At 41.2% G+C, this 19,301-nt stretch carries 16 protein-coding genes and 1 pseudogene; 13 read left to right on the top strand and 4 right to left on the bottom strand.

Annotation, left to right across the window (positions count from 1 at the left end):
- The first annotated feature begins 795 nt into the window (after positions 1-795).
- The 3 genes from ACYQ3Q_RS14850 to ACYQ3Q_RS14840 all read left to right on the top strand — a co-directional run bounded on the left by ACYQ3Q_RS14850 (position 796) and on the right by ACYQ3Q_RS14840 (position 5,929).
- Complete coding sequence (locus ACYQ3Q_RS14850) at positions 796-2,931, top strand: ATP-binding protein (RefSeq protein ID WP_459929308.1); 2,136 nt, start codon at positions 796-798, stop codon at positions 2,929-2,931.
- 5 nt (positions 2,932-2,936) lie between these two features.
- On the top strand, positions 2,937-4,328 hold the full coding sequence (locus ACYQ3Q_RS14845) for a sigma-54-dependent transcriptional regulator (RefSeq protein WP_459929307.1): 1,392 nt from the start codon (positions 2,937-2,939) through the stop codon (positions 4,326-4,328).
- Between the two features lie 248 nt (positions 4,329-4,576).
- Positions 4,577-5,929, top strand: a complete 1,353-nt coding sequence (locus tag ACYQ3Q_RS14840; RefSeq protein WP_459929306.1) for a YeiH family protein — start codon at positions 4,577-4,579, stop codon at positions 5,927-5,929.
- Between the two features lie 131 nt (positions 5,930-6,060).
- Here ACYQ3Q_RS14840 and ACYQ3Q_RS14835 read toward each other — a convergent pair whose 3' ends face one another.
- The 3 genes from ACYQ3Q_RS14835 to ACYQ3Q_RS14825 form a co-directional block, all read right to left on the bottom strand.
- Positions 6,061-6,519 carry a universal stress protein gene (locus tag ACYQ3Q_RS14835; RefSeq protein WP_459929305.1) on the bottom strand — a complete coding sequence of 153 codons (459 nt, stop codon included), beginning with the start codon at positions 6,517-6,519 and terminating at the stop codon, positions 6,061-6,063.
- Positions 6,520-6,696: 177 nt separating this feature from the next.
- Positions 6,697-7,806: a YeiH family protein gene (locus ACYQ3Q_RS14830; protein ID WP_459929324.1), complete on the bottom strand. Its 1,110-nt coding sequence runs from the start codon at positions 7,804-7,806 to the stop codon at positions 6,697-6,699.
- 271 nt (positions 7,807-8,077) lie between these two features.
- Positions 8,078-8,245, bottom strand: coding sequence for a hypothetical protein (locus ACYQ3Q_RS14825; protein WP_459929304.1), 168 nt, complete (start codon positions 8,243-8,245; stop codon positions 8,078-8,080).
- Positions 8,246-8,430: 185 nt separating this feature from the next.
- Here ACYQ3Q_RS14825 and ACYQ3Q_RS14820 point away from each other — a divergent pair, with 185 nt between their 5' ends.
- Positions 8,431-8,799, top strand: coding sequence for a hypothetical protein (locus ACYQ3Q_RS14820; RefSeq protein WP_459929303.1), 369 nt, complete (start codon positions 8,431-8,433; stop codon positions 8,797-8,799).
- Positions 8,800-9,452: 653 nt separating this feature from the next.
- On the opposite strand, the gene ACYQ3Q_RS14815 is transcribed toward ACYQ3Q_RS14820, so the two are convergent.
- Positions 9,453-9,848: a hypothetical protein gene (locus tag ACYQ3Q_RS14815; RefSeq protein WP_459929302.1), complete on the bottom strand. Its 396-nt coding sequence runs from the start codon at positions 9,846-9,848 to the stop codon at positions 9,453-9,455.
- 15 nt (positions 9,849-9,863) lie between these two features.
- Between ACYQ3Q_RS14815 and ACYQ3Q_RS14810 the strand changes: the two genes are divergently transcribed.
- The 9 genes and pseudogenes from ACYQ3Q_RS14810 to ACYQ3Q_RS14770 all read left to right on the top strand — a co-directional run bounded on the left by ACYQ3Q_RS14810 (position 9,864) and on the right by ACYQ3Q_RS14770 (position 19,155).
- Complete coding sequence (locus tag ACYQ3Q_RS14810; RefSeq protein WP_459929301.1) at positions 9,864-10,193, top strand: hypothetical protein; 330 nt, start codon at positions 9,864-9,866, stop codon at positions 10,191-10,193.
- 129 nt (positions 10,194-10,322) lie between these two features.
- Entirely contained in the window at positions 10,323-11,522 is a 1,200-nt protein-coding gene (locus tag ACYQ3Q_RS14805) for a saccharopine dehydrogenase family protein (protein WP_459929300.1), read from the top strand.
- An 8-nt stretch (positions 11,523-11,530) separates the two neighbouring features.
- A complete protein-coding gene (nspC, locus tag ACYQ3Q_RS14800) occupies positions 11,531-12,670 on the top strand; it encodes a carboxynorspermidine decarboxylase (protein ID WP_459929299.1) in 1,140 nt (379 codons plus the stop codon).
- On the top strand, positions 12,642-12,977 hold the full coding sequence (locus ACYQ3Q_RS14795) for a hypothetical protein (RefSeq protein WP_459929298.1): 336 nt from the start codon (positions 12,642-12,644) through the stop codon (positions 12,975-12,977). The genes nspC and ACYQ3Q_RS14795 overlap by 29 nt, the downstream gene beginning before the upstream one ends.
- Before the next feature lie 236 nt (positions 12,978-13,213).
- Positions 13,214-14,416 (top strand): coiled-coil domain-containing protein, encoded by a 1,203-nt coding sequence (locus ACYQ3Q_RS14790; protein ID WP_459929297.1) that lies wholly within the window; start codon positions 13,214-13,216, stop codon positions 14,414-14,416.
- Positions 14,417-14,431: 15 nt separating this feature from the next.
- The gene (locus ACYQ3Q_RS14785; RefSeq protein WP_459929296.1) at positions 14,432-15,100 is read left to right on the top strand and encodes a cell division ATP-binding protein FtsE; all 669 of its coding nucleotides are present in this window, start codon (positions 14,432-14,434) and stop codon (positions 15,098-15,100) included.
- A gap of 7 nt (positions 15,101-15,107) precedes the next feature.
- Positions 15,108-16,001: a cell division protein FtsX gene (locus ACYQ3Q_RS14780; protein WP_459929295.1), complete on the top strand. Its 894-nt coding sequence runs from the start codon at positions 15,108-15,110 to the stop codon at positions 15,999-16,001.
- Between the two features lie 361 nt (positions 16,002-16,362).
- On the top strand, positions 16,363-17,865 hold the full coding sequence (locus tag ACYQ3Q_RS14775) for an alanine/glycine:cation symporter family protein (RefSeq protein ID WP_459929294.1): 1,503 nt from the start codon (positions 16,363-16,365) through the stop codon (positions 17,863-17,865).
- A 448-nt stretch (positions 17,866-18,313) separates the two neighbouring features.
- Positions 18,314-19,155: pseudogene (locus ACYQ3Q_RS14770) on the top strand (pentapeptide repeat-containing protein).
- Positions 19,156-19,301: the final 146 nt, after the last annotated feature.

Genomic DNA, 19,301 nt, shown 5'->3' with positions numbered 1-19,301 from the left:
TGTGCGTTACAAGTTGCAGTGTGACGAAAGGCTCCCCTTCGAAGTATTCCTTTGGGGTGGGTGGCTCGGCGATACTCTCCACCGGAGACTATCGTGCCTTTCGTTTCAGGGCCGATGATACTTGGGGCATAGCCCCTGGGAAAGTAGGATCCACACTGCTGGAGTTTGCGTTATAAGTTGCAGTGTGGCGATAGGCTCACCTTCGCCACGAAGTGTTCCTTTGGGGTGGGTGGCTCGGCGATACTCTCCACTGGAGACTATCGTGCTTATCGTATCTTCAGGTAAACAAGCAAGATGACTATCTCTGACGAGGTAGTCATCTTTGTGTTAGTTATACTGTGAAAACGAGGCACCGGGGTTCCACCTGTTCGGATCCACATTGCAGGAGTTTGCGTTACGAGTCGCAATGTGGCGAAAGTCTCATCCGACTTTCGTCACACTGCTGAAGCCTGCGTTATGAGTTGCAGTGTGGCGATAATCTCGTTCCGTCGCCACGAAGTGTTTCTTATGGGTAGGTGGCTCGGCGATACTCTCCACCTGAGACTATCGCGCCTAACGTATCTTAGGTAAACAAGCAAAGGCCTGTGAAAAAACAGCCTAAACCGAAAGTTTTAGGCCTTTTTGCCGTTTTTAGAAGAAATTATGGTAAAATATATGTAGAAAGAAAACGAAAAAGCAGGGCCATAGTGGTCGTCTTTCAGACGAATTTAAATCATGCAACACTATGAGAAACACAAGTAAACATATAGTTATTAAAGAATATAAAGATCAAGAACATCAGATGGGGGCCAAATGTTGGGAAAAAGCTCAATTCCTTGGTGGATGCGCCTTAAAGTTCATTTTCTTTTATTTGGAGTTACCATGTCTATTCTTCCCCTGTTCCTGCTTGGGAATTTAGGCTTTACATCGGTGCGACAAAATCTACAAAAGAATATTTTTGAACAAGACTTTGAGAAGGTAACAATAGTTGCTAGTGAAATACGGGACTTCGTCGCAAATGTTGAGAACAGTTTAATCCTTACGAAGACAACAAGTGCTAACGCGCTCGTCGGGAAAGATGCAACTTTACGTCAAATTATTTTAGAAGTACTTTTACAAAAAGAGTCCTTTATCGAAGAAATTAAGATTACAGATGCAAATTTTAACATCCTTGATCAAATCACTCGCCAAGAAGAAATTTCCCCTTCTATAACGGCAGCCAAAATTGAAAATCCAATATCCCCGGAAAAATCCTATGCTATGAGTGATGTGTTCTTCACGAGTGACCGGCGTGCGAAAATCTATTTGACTGTAAGGGTTCAAGACCCTATAACTAAAGATGGAATCGGATATCTACAAGCTAAAGTTGACTTACAGGGGATGATCAACCGATATGTTAATATACGGCTGGGTGAGGGAGAGTACGTATTTATAGTTGACCAAGCCGGAAACCTGATTGGGCATACCGACTCCAATCAGGTTTTGCAGCATATGGAAATTCGTCAAGATCCTGCAGTTCAAAGTTTTCTGGAAGGGGAGGATTATTCCTCCGGAAGTGAGTATAAAAATCTGGACGGTGTTTCCGTTATAGGGGCGTTTGCTTCCGTAGACACTCCGAATTGGGCAGTATTTATTGAACAGCCGGCCCGAGAAGCGAATAAACCAATTATAGAATTTGCTTTTCGACTTATCGTGATTGCCATCTTAATCATGGCGCTAGTCATGATTTTAAGTATTGCCTTTGGTTTAAAAGTGGTTCATCCAATTGAAAATCTTGAAGGTCAAGTTAGACGAATCATTTCAACTGGTGACTTAGAATCCCATATTCCAATTGAGAGTTGGGATGAAATCGGGAGATTAGTTAGATCCTTTAATCAGTTGTTAAATTCATTGGATCAAAAGAATGAAAACCTAAAGGATGAGAAGGAGCTGTTGACCACCGTCGTTGACGGGGTTGGCGCTGGAATGGTTCTTCTAAATCCGGATAAGAAGATTATTTGGTGGAATACGAAGTTTGCAGAATGGTTTGGACATCATTTAGAAAATCTCCCATGTGATCAAGTTGTTAAAGGAACAGGAATGGAGGACATTTATCACGAAAATAGCCGCAATATATGTTCTGTTTTTGTGAACGAGGAACGCCGACATTTCCGTCAGATGTTTTATGAATTGTCACCTGATAATCCAGAGAGTGCGGCTTACCTGTTACTACTCGACGATGTTACCCAAGAAGTGGAAATGGAAGCCCGTATGATTGAGACGGATAAAATGGCGGCCATTGGACTTTTGGCCTCGGGAGTGGCTCATGAAATTAACAATCCATTGGCTATCGTTGCCGCACACAGTGAAGACCTATTGGACCGCTTGACTGAGGAAGAGCTGGGGCCGACTCGAGGGGAAATCAAAACTGGCTTTAAGATTGTCTTGGGGCAAATTGTCAGATGTAAACAGATTACGAATCGTTTACTTGGTTATGCCCGTCAGCGCATCAATGGGAGTGACCTCATTGATATTGGTGTCGTCAGCTTGCAGACACTTGGACTTCTGGAACACAAGACGAAACAAAAGCAGATTCAGATTGAACTCCAACTGGAAAATAGTCTCTTTATCTTGGGTAATGAAAATGAATGGCAGCAAGTGTTACTCAATCTAATCAACAATGCGTTGGATGCTTCCACTGAAGGCAACGTGATCGAAGTAAAAGGATGCTGCGTAGGCGAAAAGATCCATTTTATGATTAAGGATTATGGGGAAGGAATTCCGCATATAAATCTGAAGAAGGCATTCGACCCGTTTTTTACAACGAAGTCCGTAGGGCAAGGAACCGGTTTGGGGTTATATGTAAGTTACGGAATTGTTCAGAAGATGCAAGGTGAGATGATCTTAGAAAGTACGGAAGGTCAAGGAACTTGTGTGAAGATAACCTTGCCTCTCCATAAGGGAGGAGATTAAAGCAGATGAAGCATTATCAAAGGATTCTAATCTTAGACGATGAGGAAGCCTTGCGCGCGATTATTGCGCAGCGTTTAAAGCGTAAAGGCTATGAGATAATGGAAGCCGGCACAGCTGAAGAAGGTTTATCCCTTCTCAAAGATACTTTAATCAATGCTGTCCTGTTGGATATCAAGCTACCGGACGGTGACGGGCTTATCCTTTTACCAAAGTTTAAACAATTACAACCTGATCTCCAAGTCGTTATGTTAACTGGAAATGGTACGATCGAGTCAGCCATAGAAGCCATGAAACTTGGAGCGTATGATTACTTGACCAAACCGTGTAACTTAGCTGAGCTCGAAATCACGATGCAAAAGGCCCTTGAAAAGCAGAGGTTATTGTTGGAAAATACGGGGCTCAGGCAGGTAGTGAACCGCCAAACCCCAGAACTGAAAATTATCGCCGAAAGTGCAGTCATGATAGCGCTCCTCGAGATGACCCGTAAGGTTGCCCAAACTGATGCATCGGTCCTCATACAAGGAGAGAGCGGCGTGGGTAAGGAGTTGATTGCCCAAGCAATCCATCAATGTAGCTCTCGGGTTAACCGCCCCTGGGTTCCTGTAAACGCGGGCGCGATACCAGAAACTTTAATAGAGAGTGAGCTTTTTGGACACGAAAAAGGAGCCTTCACTGGTGCCGGTTCTCAGAAAATTGGATTAGTAGAAATGGCCGATAATGGCACTCTCTTTCTCGATGAAATCGGTGAAATGCCCTTGTCTATTCAAGTCAAGCTTCTTCGGTTTTTGGAAAGCGGAGAATTTCGGCGCGTTGGAGATACCCGACTCCGGCAGGTAGATGTTCGGATTGTCGCAGCAACGAATAGAGATCTTCAGCAGGAAATAAATCTCGGAAGATTTCGTGAAGATTTGTTTTATCGCTTAAACGGCTTAACCTTAATTGTTCCCCCTCTACGCGAACGGCGAAATGATATCCTTCCTCTTATAAATCAATTCCTTGAACACCAGAACAAACAAAAATTGCTTCATCACGATTATATTTTATTACCAGAAACGAGGGAGCAATTGCTAAATTATGATTTTCCCGGTAATGTTCGTGAGCTCTTCCATCTCATTGAACGGGGACAAATCTTGTCTATCGATGGAAGTATCTCACCTAAAGATATTTGGGGAAACTCAGATCAAGTCCTGAAGACATTTCACTCTTTCGGTTCAGAAGAAGGATTCTTCGATATATTCCGTGGCAATCAATCTCCATCGTTAGAAGATGTTGAAAAACACTACATTCTAGCGACTCTTAATAGAGTGAAAGGCAATAAGACACAAGCTGCAAATGTATTAGGAATCAGCGTAAGGAATTTATATCGAAAGTTACAGAGTTATGGGGTGGTTGAATAAAGTTCTTATGTTTATAATTACTTCATAAAGTCCATTCATGTAGGAAAGATAGCGAGTATGTATTGAATGAATTAGCTAGAGAAAACCTACCCTTAATAACAAAATTTTTCGCTGGATTGCTGATTTGAATTTCAAAAAATGGCTCTTCTGTAGTGTGCTGAGGACTGGATATTCTAAGGACCCTGTATGACTTTGTCGAGTTGTACTTTCCGGGGTTATGGAGTCTTAAATAGAAGGGGGGTAAACCATTGGGCTATATATCCACCGAAAAGAAATCAACGTCTCCTACCGGGGGTTGGTCCGACCTTTGGAAACAGGAAGATTCTTGGGCAGTGTGGCTTGGCCTAACGATCGTACTTTTAGCAATCGTGTTTTGGAGTAATGGGAATAACTTTATGAATTGGATTGTACTGAAGATACCAAACTACAGTGCTTATGGCACTGCTATAAATTATCTTAGCAGCCATAAGCACACACTCTTAACACTCTATTTATTTTTTCTTATCTTATTTTCAATCGCGGTTAAAGCCCTGACTGGAGAAGTTAAACGCTTTTTAGTGGGATTCACGTTTCTTTTTTTAATGAGTGTTTTGGTTTCGGTATGGGGTTCTTGGGATGTCATGAAACGATATAACTTTGAAACCCCGCTTCTTGCGCTCGTAGTAGGACTTTTAATTAGTAACCTTTTTAAAATTCCGTATTGGCTAAGCACCGCACTCCAGACCCAATTTTACATTAAGCTAGGAATTGTGTTAATGGGTGCTTCCTTACCCTTTACTTTAATTGTCAAAGCCGGTACGACTGCTTTTGCCCAAGCAACAATTATTGCCCTCGCTACTTTCCTCACCATTTACTGGACAGGAACACGGGTTTTCGCGCTAGATAAGCGCTTTGCTGCTACACTGGCAGCCGGAGGTTCGATCTGCGGAGTTTCTGCTTCGATTGCCATTGGTGGTGCTGTTAAAGCAGAAAAGCAGCACGTGTCAATTGCAATTTCTCTGGTTATTCTTTGGTCTATCATCATGATTTTTATCCTCCCCTTAGCGATTAAAGCATTGCATATTCCACCCGGTCCAGCAGGTGCCTGGATTGGTACAGCAGAATTTGCTGATGCGCCTGGCATGGCCGCTGCGGCTGCTATCAATGAGCAAGCAATCAAAACGTTTACCCTGATGAAAGTCGTAGGTCGTGACATGTTCATTGGGATCTGGTGTTTTATTATGGCTTTTACTTCGGTTACACGATGGGATAAAAGGTATGCTGGCACCAAACCGAATGCTCTTGATGTCTGGATACGCTTTCCGAAATTCGTTATAGGGTTCTTTGTAGCCTCAATTATCATAACTTTCTTAGCTGCTTCACCGAATTTAGTGACTTCCAGAGCGCTCGATAAAAACATCATTAATCCAATTATAGAATTGAGAAATTGGGCCTTTATCTTTACCTTTCTCTCGATTGGTCTAACCAGTCGATTTAAGGAACTTGCTTCAGTCGGTTGGAAGCCGTTTGCAGCTTTTACTGCCGGTGTATTGGTAAATATTCCACTTGGATATCTGTTATCGGTTGTAATTATGGGTAACTATTGGATAACAGTTAAGTAAGCTTGTTTAGGTACACTCCATTCCATTAAGAAAACTTGGCTGGCACCAAGCCTTAGCGCAGGTGGCCGCCTCGTTCATGATAACTTTCAGACTAGTACAAGAAAAGCCACCTTTGCAGGTGGCTTTCAAAATTATTTCGGACCAATATATATGGGACATTTAACTTTTTTAGCTAAAGAATGAAGATTATACCTAAGACCAGCAGTAGCTGCCGGAGCGGTTGCATGTGGGTTCGGCAAAACCAGTATGGCGGTTTCATTCTCAACGGTGAGTTCCCCGATGAGTTTTTCCGTTTTACCGATTTTTATTTCGGTTTCCACTTGACCACCATTTCCCTTGACCTTTTCTGCAACCTCAGCTAGGATCTCTTCAGAGTGTTTATGAAGACCGTCTTCAAACCAGTGGAAGAATCGCATCCGAGTAGAGGAAGTGTTAATCCATTCATCCCCTAAAAAGTTCTTCCATCCTTCATCCAAAATGAAGACTGCCCTTAAAGGTAGCTTGAGTGCTAGAGACATCTCGGTTGCCATTTGACCGGCTGCATCCGCCGAAGGCGAACCGTCGGTAATAAATAGAATTTGACCGTTCATTTGGAACCTTCTTTCTGATGTTTAGAGAATCAAAATTATTATCATTACAAGAGCAGCACCAAAAATAGCAAATAGATCTTCATGTTTATCATTACTAAATAATGATAACTGCTTTTCTTCTTTTTTTTCAGACATAGATCGTTACCTCCTTAATATTACCCATCAATCAAACTTTTATTAAAATAACCATAGAACAACGATTAAGGAAAGTGCAGCCTTCATGAAACCTGCAACAGAGCCAATAATCAGAGGAGTTCCTCCGGCTTTTCTCATTTCAGCAAAGGAAATTTGCAAGCCTAAGCCAGTGAGACCAATAGAGAAGAACCAGCTATAAACATCACGGAATGCTTTTAAATCTGCAGAGACCGGAGAAGTAGGACCAAACGCACCGAAGGAAGTTAAAGTAACCGTTATGATGAAACCAAGTACGAATAAGGGAAATTTGCTGAAGAAATTTTTCCCCATGTTAGCGGTTGCATCTGAGGTTTTGTCATCAGACAAACGTGCATAAAGAACCGTGATCAATAGAACTACAAAAGGCAGGAAAACCACGCGAGTTAAGTTGTAGATCTCGCCCACTTTTAAGCTGATGGACGGTATTTCTTTGGTGCCGGGGTCAAAAGCAAGGGCTGCTGCTAATACTTGCCCTGAGTTTAGGATACCTGTACCAGCCCACATTCCAAACTGCTCAGGAGTCAATCCCATTAAATGCCCTAGAATAGGGAAGGTGAATAAGCAAACGATACCGAACGAAAGAATTGTAGCAATGGAGTAGGCAATGTCTTCCCCTTTGGCTTTAACAGCTGGAGCAACCGCAACGATGGCAGATACACCACATACACCAGCACCAGCGGCCAGACAAGCAGCAGACCCAGCATCCATCTTGTATTTCTTGGCTAACCAGAACACGAAGAAAATTGTTGCGAACATAAAAGAAGCAATCATGAGGATGGAAGTCGAACCCAACTTAGCCAGTTCAGCTAGGCTATAAAGTGACCCAAGTAATATTACACCCATTTTAATAAAAATTCGAGAAGTTTTTACACCCATCTGGGCCCAAGAAGGAATTCCAATCGTATTACGTATCACCATACCTATGATAATAACAATAATGACGTGATTGATTTTCAGTACGTCACCAAAAAATTTAGAGTTGGTTTTAATCCACCCCTCGATACCAGTCCACCCACCACCGATAGATTTTGTACCCATTGCTAGCATAGCAATAAAGACCATAAATAAAATTCCAGGTAATGCTTTAATCCATGTACTAGTTTTATCGTTCACATAAATACCTCCATTTTCCTTCATTCATTAAGTAACCACATTGTAATTTTTTTGAAGACCGACCAAGCTAACAAGAAAGTTTGTTAGATATTATCGATACCCTCTTGCCAAACCTTATATACACCCTCATTGCTCATCTCCTTTGTGAATTATTGTATTTAGACCATTATTTTGTTTCATAAATAATCATATAAGCAATAAGCATGCCAAGTCCCTGTACCTGTTAAAATTAGTGTAACTACAACGTTTACAGTCTTTAAAAGGGGTTTAATTATTTGAGAGACCATGACAATTTGTCTCGTATCTGACAAAACGTCATGACAATTTGTCTTGTATCTGACAATGTCTCGGTCATACGCAAGACAAGGCAAGACACTTGACCGTCTTGCTGTTCCCATGGAGGCGCCACTGGGCTTTGGGCAAAAACTATTTTCTGCATTGCAAGAAGCCTCCGCAAGTCCGGGAGTTTTTTAGTTTATGGTTGTATAAATTCTTGAGGCGTGTTACGATTTCCCCTAATCTGGAGATGTCACGATTGTTGGAAAAATAATGTTATGGCGGGAGCTAAAATACTGAGTGGGGTCTGAAATAGCAACATTGTTATCTTGAAAAGGAGACGTATCGATGGATCCGAATAATGAAACCTGTGTTCAGAGAGCGCGCTTTATCTTTAATTATTACGAAAAAAATGAGTGGTTGCCTGGCGAGAAACCTCCCCTGGTTGACATTATTAAGGTGAAGAATGTCCAGCCAGAAAATCTAAGATATTTCGCTACGTTTATCCATACTCGATTAAATCGTATAGCGGAAATGATGGACATTCTTTTAAAGGTACATGATGATTGGGCAATCACAGGATGGAAGGACCACATTCTAATGGAGACTGAGTCCTTTGATTTTAATGACTCGCTTAAGGCCTTGGAGGAACATGGTTACCATGATGATGAGTTTGTTTTGAAGGTGGAATATACGCGCAAATGGGGTGTGCTTTAATTACTTAGGGAACAAAATACCACAAACGAAGAAATGCCGAATTTAGTACAACATTTGGCTTAACAAAGTATTCTCAATAAAAAGCTGATTGTTTATCGGAAGGCAAGATATACGAAGTATTTGTAAAACAACTTAATTATTAAAGCGCTTTTTAAACTGAGTGCCGGCAAACGAATGATATAAACCAGAATTATCAAACTAACACAAATAGGGATCCAAGATAAAGACCCCATATATCCTTAAATCCAATCTGGTTAAGAGAATACGACAATGAAAATAAAATGCCCACAATGAGTCCAGATAGAATGAAATAACAAGGAAGGCTAGACTTGAGCTTTTTCCCCAAATAGATTGTTGGAATAACCGTTCCTAATGTGCTTAGGCAGAGGAAAGATTCAAAAAAAGCAAATATACTCACCAAATCAAAAATATAATTTAAAAGCAGGATTTAAAGAAAGGACAACGAATACTAATCACCGAGAGTAGACTGTCGACAAGGGTCGTTTAATTCTCTATATATTCTTTTCAAGCCCATATTTCCCTAAGTGTTGAATAATTGGGTATAGTAAGATAGTGATACTAATGTTGCTGGCGAGATGGAAACTGTGGTTTAAAGCAAGTGACTACCTCTGTGGTAGTCTTTTTTATTTGCCTTAACATTTACTGAATGTTAACTCGGTAGTAATTCTCCTCGAGCAACGTTTTGATTGTTTGTACGTGGGCCGCATCGGTGGTCTCCAACTCAATTCCACCTTAGCGTAACTAATCGGGATATCCAAGGTTTCCCGACGGTGTGAAACTGCCAGGACATTGGCCCCCCTGCTGGCTATCAACTGTAAAAGTTGCGCTAGAGCACCAGGTCGATCACTGATGACAGACGTAAGAAAACACTTTCGTCCATTTTTAACAAGTCCTTTGTCGATCGTGCGGGCAAGTAGGTTAACATCAACGTTTCCGCTGCTGAGTAGTGCGACCATTTTTCGATTTTTATAATTGCTTAGACTATGGACGATAGCGGCAGCCGGAGTTGCCCCTGAACCTTCCGCCACTATTCATGTGCTACTATGATTTTCTCAACGATTGCCAGCCCTAAGCCCGTTCCTCCTGTTTGTAATCCGCGGCTATCTTTATGGCTTGATGAAGGAATTGCTTCTTATCTATCAAATGGCAACCCACCCAGTAATCTGTACAACGATTATTATTCAGGCATTCCTACATTTAAGCAATTACAAACCAAAAGTCCAATTAAATTCAGTGATATGGGTGGCTATGATTTTGCATTTGCCTATATAGAATATCTCGATGTAACTTATGGCTGGACCAGCGTATTAACTTTGCTAAATACGTCAAACTATGAAAGAACCTTTGGGAAAAGCGCGAAACGATTTATCTAGAATGGGTTAAATTCTTGGAAACGAATTATAGTTAATTCTTTCAATTCATTTTTTGTCGTTTTAATTGATTATTTGGAGTGGTTTATGTATAATTTGCATTGTTGAAAAAGTCATTTAGGGGGTGCTGAAATGGGAAAAGCTTTGATTATCGGCGCAGGTGGAGTTGCCAGTGTTGCTATTCATAAATGTTGCCAGAATCCAGATGTATTTGAGGAGATTTGTATTGCCAGCAGAACGGTCGAAAAATGTGAAGCGATCAAGAATAAGTTAGCTGGAAGTCGCACGAAAATCCTTACGGCTCAGCTTGATGCGGATAATATAGACATGGTCATTGACTTGATTAAGAGCTATAAGCCCGATATTGTCATTAATCTTGCGCTCCCGTATCAGGACTTGACCATTATGGATGCCTGCCTCGCTACCGGGGTAGATTATCTGGATACTGCTAATTATGAACCACCTGATCTTGCGAAATTTGAGTACAAATGGCAGTGGGCGTATCAAGAAAAATTCGCTCAGGCCGGGTTGACGGCCTTGTTAGGAAGCGGCTTTGACCCTGGGGTTACCGGTGTTTTTTGTGCCTATGCCCAAAAACACTATTTTGATGAAATTCATTCTATTGATATAGTGGATGCCAATGCTGGGGATCATGGCTATCCCTTCGCTACAAATTTTAACCCTGAAATTAATATTCGCGAAATAACCGCGAATGGAAGGTACTTTGAAAACGGCTCTTGGGTCGAAACTGCCCCTCTCTCTGTGAAAAAAGTTTACGATCTTCCGGAGATAGGCCCCAAAAATATTTATCTTATGTACCATGAAGAATTAGAATCCTTAGCCATTCATATCAAGGGAATTAAGCGGATAAGATTTTGGATGACGTTCTCTGACAATTATCTTAATCATTTACGTGTCCTCGAAAATGTCGGCATGACCTCGATTGAGCCTATTGATTTTGAGGGGCAAAAGATCATTCCTTTGCAATTTTTAAAGGCTGTGCTTCCTGATCCAGCCTCCCTCGGGCCCAGAACTAAAGGAAAAACGAATATCGGATGTATTATGCAAGGAATTAAAGATGGCAAGCCCTTAACCTATTATGTTTACAACATTTGCGATCATCAAGAATGTTATGCAGAAGTCGGGTCGCAGGCTATTTCCTATACAACGGGAGTTCCGGCCATGATTGGAGCAATGTTAATGCTCAAAGGGCTTTGGAAAAAACCTGGTGTCTTCAATGTTGAAGAATTTGATCCGGATCCGTTTATGGAAGCTTTAAATAAATACGGACTACCTTGGCAGGAAACCTTCTCGCCAACTCTCCTTGATTGAGGTGTATAATGGACATTGATATCACTTCCCTGCCATCACCCTGCTATATTGTGGATGAAAGACTTCTTATAAGAAATCTTGAGCGACTAAATTCCGTACAAGATCGTACGGGATGCAGCATTCTGCTTGCTTTAAAAGGGTTTTCAATGCATTCGGCATTTCCTCTCGTGGGCAAGTATCTTAAAGGGGTCACCGCAAGCTCATTGTTTGAGGCTAGGCTGGGTTATGAAGAAATGGGAAAAGAAGTCCATATTTATGCGCCGGCTTACGTTGAGGGAGATTTCGATGAAATCCTCAGCATTTGTGACCATATTACCTTTAATTCGTTTGATCAATGGAATCGATACAAAGACAAAGTAAAAAAAATTAAAACTAAAAAGATAAGCTGTGGTATCCGTATCAATCCGGAATACTCGGAGATAGAGACGCCTATTTACGATCCCTGCTATCAATACTCAAGACTTGGCGTGACATTGTCCAATTTCCGACGGTCAGAGCTTGAGGGTATTGAAGGACTCCATTTTCATACAATGTGCGAACAGAATTCAGATACCCTGGAACGGACGATTCAAGTGGTTGATCAAAAGTTTGGTGAATTTATAAAACCTATGAAGTGGCTCAATTTAGGTGGGGGTCATCATATTACCAGACCGGATTATGATCTTGAAACCTTGGTTCGTTCCATAACGTTTTTACAGGACAAATATGGAGTAGATATTTACCTAGAACCTGGTGAAGCTGTGGCCCTGAACACTGGATTCCTAGTTGCTAGGGTGCTTGACATCGTTGATAATGGCATGAAAATTGCCATTTTGGATACTTCAGCAGCCTGTCATATGCCAGATGTGCTCGAAATGCCTTACAGACCTAATATAATCGATGCTGGAAAGCCCGGTGAGTTTCCTCATAACTACAGACTTGGTGGTCTTACTTGTCTTGCCGGAGATATCATTGGCGACTATTCGTTCAGACAGCCTTTAAAAGCTGGCGAAAGGCTTGTATTTTGTGACATGGCACACTATACTATGGTGAAGAACAATATGTTCAATGGTGTAAATCTTCCTTCTATAGCGCTTTACAACGAAGAGGAAGGCATTAAGATAGTCAGACAATTCGGTTATGGAGATTTCAAAACCCGTTTATCCTGAAAAATTGGTTGCTATGATAATATACAACCTGCTGGTGAGGAATTTTATGAATGATTTAGCGGATTATAAAAGAAAACATCATAAAAAAAAGTATGTTCAGGATTTGGTTTTTCCAGAAGGGATTTTAGATGTGATCGAGGCAGATTATCCGAGTCAATATTTTTTGATGTTAGAGGATCGAGCCCAGATAACAGCCTTGTTTTCCAATGAAGAGTGGATAGACATATTGACAAAGTCGAGAAATTCCTACAGATATCACATTCAACGAATGAATTTAAACAGAAAATATTCAGCTCTAGGAATTTGAACTGAAATCGCTTTTTTAAAGGTTGATGTATATTTTAGGGACAGGCGGTGCTCTTGCGCAGTCTGAACCTTCTTTATAATCAAATAACAAATCAAATAGATTTCAATCTCGCAAGTAGACAATACAATAATCACATAGATATATTAATTTAAAATGAAGGTACCCCACTTAACCAATATAGAAAAAGCCAGGCGTCAAAATGGTATGGGAGCATACCATTTTGACGCTCTGGCTTTTTGTTTGCTGAAGTTTTTATTAATTCAGGAGGAATAATTAGGAAACGTGTTGAATTATCAGAGAAGAATTTAAACTGGAGGTTGAGTTACATACATAAAACAATAACCTTAAGACTATTTTTAGTTTCCTGCTTGGTTATTGCTCTTGCAATAATACCGACGGGCATAGTAGTTGGACAAGAAGGACCCTTTGCTGGAATTAAAGAAAAAATGGCTAGTATTTCTGAAACCGAGCGGGAAAACCTTGAAAACCTATTTGTCCTTAGCCAACAGATTGAAGAAATGGAGAAAGAGGAAGAGCGGATTACTAGTGATATAGGAACAAAAAACCAGGAAATTGAGAGCTTGAGGGTATCTATTGCCCAGGAAGAAGTCGCCTATACAAAAAAAACGGAAGACCTTAAGCAGGTTCTCAAGAGTTATCAGAGGATGGGACCGGGGAGTTACTTAGAGATAATTCTGAATTCAGACAACTTGGCTATGCTTCTCAAGAGAATCAATACTTTGAGGGACCTCACCCGCAACACGGGAGAGCTAATGAAATTGCTAGAGGAAAGTAAAACAAGGCGGTTAACAGAAAAGGCAAACCTAGCTGAAAAAGTTAGGTTTACTGAAGAAAATCAAAAACAGTTACGAGAATCTCTAGCTAAGAAAAAGCAGTTAATAGAGGATCAAGAGCAATACATTGCATCATTGAAGGAAGAAAGGGAGTATTACCAGGATAATCTTAAAAATTTGCAGCAGAATTGGGACGAGCTTAAGACTTCTGTTCCTGTGATTATTAAAGAACTCTCTAGTATTATCGATGGAGGAAACATTCCGCCTGAAAAATTGAATATAGCTTATGATTTTATAAGTATTAAAGGATCAATAGATGAAGAAACCCTCAATCAAATAACCTCAGGACATCCGTTGCTCCCCAAGTTAGTATTTCGCTTTTTTACGAGCCACGTTGAAATCAGCATGCCTGACGAAAATCTTGTTTTAGCAGGGATCTTTGTTATTCAAGCGGAGCATACCTTGAAATTTCAGGTGAAAGAAGGTAGCTTCTATGGAATGCCACTTGATACTGGTGCAATAGAAGATTTATTCTTAAAAGGAGACTTGGTGTTTAATATTCAACTACCACTGAGCAGCTACACCATAAACTCTATCAATTCTACCGATGGATATTTGGAATTGAGGATTACACCAAACTACTGAGGAGGTAGCAACAGAATGATTGAAGCAAAAGGAGTTAGTTTGAAGTTTCCCAATGGGACAACGGCTCTAAAAGATATCGAACTGCAAGTGGAACCAGGTGATATGGTCTATATCACGGGGCCCAGCGGTTCTGGGAAAACCAGCCTCTTAAAGTTGTTCATGGGAATTGAGTATCCGACCGTTGGTTCGCTCAAGGTGCTGGGACAACCAATGACCAAAGGTCAGACAGCGGGAATCAGGCAACTGAGAAAGATAATCGGACCTGTTTTCCAGGAATTTAAACTTTTTGCAGGGAGAACTGTTATGGAAAATGTCATGCTGGGCATGCGTTTTCTAGATATACCTCCAGGTCAATTAAAAGATAATGCCAGTAATGCCTTGCTAAAAGTTGGGTTGGAGCACAAGGCACTTTCATTAGTGGAAAACTTGTCATGGGGGGAGAGCCAGAGGGTTGCCATTGCCCGGGCGGTGGCAAGGAAGCCAGTATTAATCCTGGCCGACGAACCCACGGGTAATTTAGACAAGGACAATGCCCTAAATATCTTAGAACTTTTAACGTCTTTCATTGATCAAAAAACTGCAGTAGTTATTACCACCCATGCAACCCATCTGATTAATGCAGAAAAAAATTCTAAGTATATCCGAATGGATAATGGAAGCTTGAGCTGGGAAAGGCTGGGATGAACTTAGAATGAAAACTGTTTTTTTAAATGCAGGTTATTTCCTAAAAGAAGTAAAAACGATGATCCGCTTAAGTTTAATTTCCAATATTTTAACAGTTTTAAGTACAGGCCTTATTTTCTTTATCCTCGCTATGATAATTTCCGGCTGGTGGGTAAGCAGTCATGTTGTCAATGTTGTCCAGGGGGAGGCAGAGATTAACGTTTATCTTGATGAAAGTGTTGTTAGCACTAACACGGATGTCATGCAACTGGTTGAAAGTATTAAAGGGTTAGAGGGCGCTCGTGCGGCGCGACTGGTTGATAAAGAGGAAGCCTACCGGAGGATGGTAGAAATTCTTGGCAAAGAAGCGAGTGTCTTGAAGAATTTTGAGGATAATCCATTTAGCTCCTTCGTGGAATTAAAAATTAATCTGGAAGAGATCGACCCGGTATTAGAAAGATTAAACCACATGGTGGGCGTTGAACACGTCAGGGACAACAGAGCAGTTTTGGATCGTCTGCGTAATATTGCCGGGTTATTAAGGCTTGTTGGGTTCCTAGTGGTAGTTGCTGTAGGTATATCTACCTTCGTTATTATATCTCATATTATTAGGCTTGAGATATCTAACAACAAGGAACAAATAAACACTCTAAGATTATTAGGCGCACCTGAAACCTTCATTGCATTCCCATTTATGCTCGAGGGATTGTTATTAACCCTAGGCGGAGGCATCTTGGCAGTGGCTCTAGCCGCGTTCTCGGTCTCCTACCTTTATGCTCGGACGGCAGGCCCCCTTCCCTTCATCCCTCTTCCGCCCCAGGATACACTTTTATCTGGTATAACCATAGTGGTTATGTTGCTGAGCGCAGTCCTAGGGATTGTGGGCAGCTTCCTTGGGCTATCGTCAGTCAATAAAAAGTAAGATAAAAATTCAATGGGAATAATTTCTAGTAATTTAATGATAGATTTATCTATCATTAATATTGGAATTATGAGATAATTCATTTATTAAAACTAGTCCATGATTGAAAGGGGAGTCCCTCCTAAGCGGATTATAACTCTTAACGAAGTTGTTCTTGATATAATTTGCTATTTGTTTATTTTTAATTTACTGTAAAATAAAAATTGACGTTAAATTCTTTCTATTGTAAAATCAAAAAACATAGCATGAAATATAAATTCAAATTTCACATATTTTGGTTTTTATGCAGTTTTGTGTAATCAAAACGGCCGTTTGACTAAACATGACTGCATATTAATAAAAAAATACGGGAGGTTGTTTTATGGACTTATTAAATCTATCAGCCAGTCTGGATAATTTTTTCTGGGGTAAAGTCATGATTTATTTATGCTTGGCAGCCGGTATTTATTTTTCAGTACTCATGAGATTTCCACAGGTACGCTTAATTAAAGACATGGTTAAACATCTTTTTGGAACTAAAAGTTCAGAAGAGGGCGTTTCATCCTTCCAGGGCTTTGCGATGGCTTTGGGCGGACGAGTTGGTACTGGTAACATTACAGGTGTTGCAAGTGCCATATTCTTTGGCGGTCCTGGTGCAGTTTTTTGGATGTGGGCCATAGCCTTCCTGGGTGCAGGTTCAGCTTATATAGAAGCCGCATTAGCCCAGGTGTGGAAACAAGAGATTCATGGTGAGTATCGCGGCGGTCCAGCTTACTACATTGAAAAAGGTTTAGGTAGTAGAGGCTTAGGTATGGCCTTTGCAGTTCTTACCCTGGTATCTTGCGGTATCCTTCTTCCAGGTATTCAATCCAATTCATTCGCTACTGCTGCAAAAGGGGCCTTTGGTATTGACCCGCTCATTGTAGCTGTTCTCTATGCAGGGTTACTCGGATATATCGTATTCGGCGGCGGCAAGAGAATCGCTAAAGTAGCAGGGTTGATTGTTCCATTCATGGCGGTTGCTTACATTGCTCTTGCATTAATTATTTTGATTATTAATTTTAGTACGGTTCCCTATGTTTTCGGCTTAATCTTTAGTAGTGCGTTTAACATGAACGCAGTATATGGTGCTGTCTTCGGATTAGCAATCAGTTGGGGTGTTAAGAGAGGCATATTCTCCAATGAAGCTGGTCAGGGTACAGGTGCACAGGCTGCAGGTGCTGCTGAAGTATCACACCCTGCAAAACAAGGGCTTGTTCAAGCCTTCTCAGTGTATGTTGATACATTGTTGGTATGTACTGCAACAGCAATCATGATACTTTCAACAAACACGTTCAATGTAGCTAACCCAGCGGGCGGTTTCATATCAGAATTTGTTCCGGGCTTGGAAAAAGGAAACTTTACACAAGCGGCTGTTGATTCATTTATACCTGGAATTGGCGGTGGTTTCGTAGCAATTGCCTTGGGCTTCTTTACCTTCACAACTGTGTTAGCTTATGCATTCTACACAGATTCTAATGTTGGCTATCTCTTTAGAAACAACAGTAACGGCAGCGGTTATAAAATGGCGATCACGGCTTCAAGAGTTGGTATTGTAGTTATGGTTTTCATCAGTACAATTATGTCGGCTGACGTCGTTTGGAACTTTGGCTCCGCAGGGGTTGGAGCAATGGCCTGGTTCAATGTTATCGTAATCATACTGCTGACCAAACCAGGGATTGCTACTCTAAGAGACTACGAAGCACAGAAGAAGCTGGGCTTAGATCCTGTATTCGTTCCAGAGAGAATTGGTATTAAAGGCGCTGAACTCTGGCATAAGATTGTTGCAAGATCCTATGCCAAAGAATTAGCGGCATTAAAGGAAAAAGACAAGACATTGAAATAAGACTACCATGTTTATAAAATAACCATCGACTATAATCTACCGAAACAAACAAGGAAGCTCTAAAGACCAGAAGGGACTTTAGTGATCTGCAGATCACAAGTCCCTCCTGGTCTTTCGTTTTATCCAGTTTTCAGGACCACAACTTCTGTATGTGGGGGTTAGTTCTTAGCATTTCTTTTGGGAATTCCTAAAATGCCTAAATACCTCGTCAAGTGATGCCGGAGAATACAAGGGTTGATGAAAGATTTGGAGCAGTTCTCACGGGTTAATTAGATTAGTGAGTTTTCGCCGACTGTATCGGGTAAGACTTCACTCGTGTATAATAGAAATGTAAAAACAGCAGTTGCTGTGTAAGGCAAAAATGAGGTGCATTTGAGATAAATGGTTATTGAAATATCCATATGAAAATAAGGGGAATAAGATAATGTCCGAGAATTAGGAATATTTAGTGCCTTTCCCTGATAAAAGTCGCCATAATCTGCGTGCTGACTGTGAAAACTGTTGCGGTTTGTGCTGTGTTGCACTGTACTTTTCAGCTTCAGAAGGCTTCCCAATCGACAAAAAGCTGGTCAGCCTTGCCTCAACCTACAACCGAATTTTCGCTGTTCTGTTCACAAAAGCCTCAAGGAACGGGGTCTTAAAGGCTGTATTGCTTTTGATTGCTTTGGCGCAGGGCAAAAGGTTTCTCGAGTCAGCTTCGGTAGTCGCGACTGGAGGAAAGTACCAGAATCCGCGCAGCAAATGTTCGAGGTGTTTCTAATCATGCGGCAACTCCATGAGTTACTCTGGTATCTGACAGAAGCACTGACAATACAACCAGCACGTTCTATCCATGCTGCGCTCAGCGCCATGCTCGACGAGAAAGAATGCCTCACTCACCTTAGCCCCGACTGTCTCTTGGAGCTGGACGTGGCAGAACATCGAGCAGATGTTAATACTTTGCTCCTAAAGACCAGTGAACTTGTACGAGCCGAAGCTCGTCGCGGGCAGAAAGCTTATTCGGGGCGTCAGAAGACCTTCGGTCGAGGAGCCTCCCTTATTGCTGCCGATCTCAGAAGAATTGACCTCAGTGGAGCCAACTTGAGAGGAGCTTGCCTTATTGCTGCTGACCTTAGAGGTGTCGACCTAAATGGGACTGATTTCATCGGGGCTGATTTCCGAGATGCTGACCTGAGAGGAGCAGACCTTAGCAAAAGTATCTTTCTCACCCAAGCCCAACTCAATGTAGCAAAGGGGGATACTAACACAAAGTTACCCTCGTCACTCACTTCCCCAATGCATTGGGATTAAAACTCCCCCTTTATTCAATAAAGACCTAGCGGTATCAGATAAGGGCGGATTCCCGAATAGGTTCGTAATATATTTCACTGTGGTTATGGTATGATTGTCAAATCCCGTTGAGTATTAAGTGCAGAAAAGATGTAAAATAACATAAA

Source organism: Desulfosporosinus burensis (genome assembly GCF_054657535.1).
The sequence above is the reverse complement of the archived record's forward strand: the minus strand, read 5'-3'. Positions and strand labels throughout refer to the sequence as shown.

Excerpts from the sequence above, each read along its gene's own strand:
- ACYQ3Q_RS14780 (WP_459929295.1), top strand. The coding sequence starts at position 15,108 with ATGAAAACTGTTTTTTTAAATGCAGGTTATTTCCTAAAAGAAGTAAAA.
- ACYQ3Q_RS14825 (WP_459929304.1), bottom strand. The coding sequence starts at position 8,245 with ATGCAGAAAATAGTTTTTGCCCAAAGCCCAGTGGCGCCTCCATGGGAA.
- ACYQ3Q_RS14845 (WP_459929307.1), top strand. The coding sequence starts at position 2,937 with ATGAAGCATTATCAAAGGATTCTAATCTTAGACGATGAGGAAGCCTTG.
- ACYQ3Q_RS14820 (WP_459929303.1), top strand. The coding sequence starts at position 8,431 with ATGGATCCGAATAATGAAACCTGTGTTCAGAGAGCGCGCTTTATCTTT.
- ACYQ3Q_RS14805 (WP_459929300.1), top strand. The coding sequence starts at position 10,323 with ATGGGAAAAGCTTTGATTATCGGCGCAGGTGGAGTTGCCAGTGTTGCT.
- ACYQ3Q_RS14810 (WP_459929301.1), top strand. The coding sequence starts at position 9,864 with ATGATTTTCTCAACGATTGCCAGCCCTAAGCCCGTTCCTCCTGTTTGT.
- ACYQ3Q_RS14785 (WP_459929296.1), top strand. The coding sequence starts at position 14,432 with ATGATTGAAGCAAAAGGAGTTAGTTTGAAGTTTCCCAATGGGACAACG.
- ACYQ3Q_RS14835 (WP_459929305.1), bottom strand. The coding sequence starts at position 6,519 with ATGAACGGTCAAATTCTATTTATTACCGACGGTTCGCCTTCGGCGGAT.
- ACYQ3Q_RS14775 (WP_459929294.1), top strand. The coding sequence starts at position 16,363 with ATGGACTTATTAAATCTATCAGCCAGTCTGGATAATTTTTTCTGGGGT.
- nspC (WP_459929299.1), top strand. The coding sequence starts at position 11,531 with ATGGACATTGATATCACTTCCCTGCCATCACCCTGCTATATTGTGGAT.
- ACYQ3Q_RS14795 (WP_459929298.1), top strand. The coding sequence starts at position 12,642 with ATGGAGATTTCAAAACCCGTTTATCCTGAAAAATTGGTTGCTATGATA.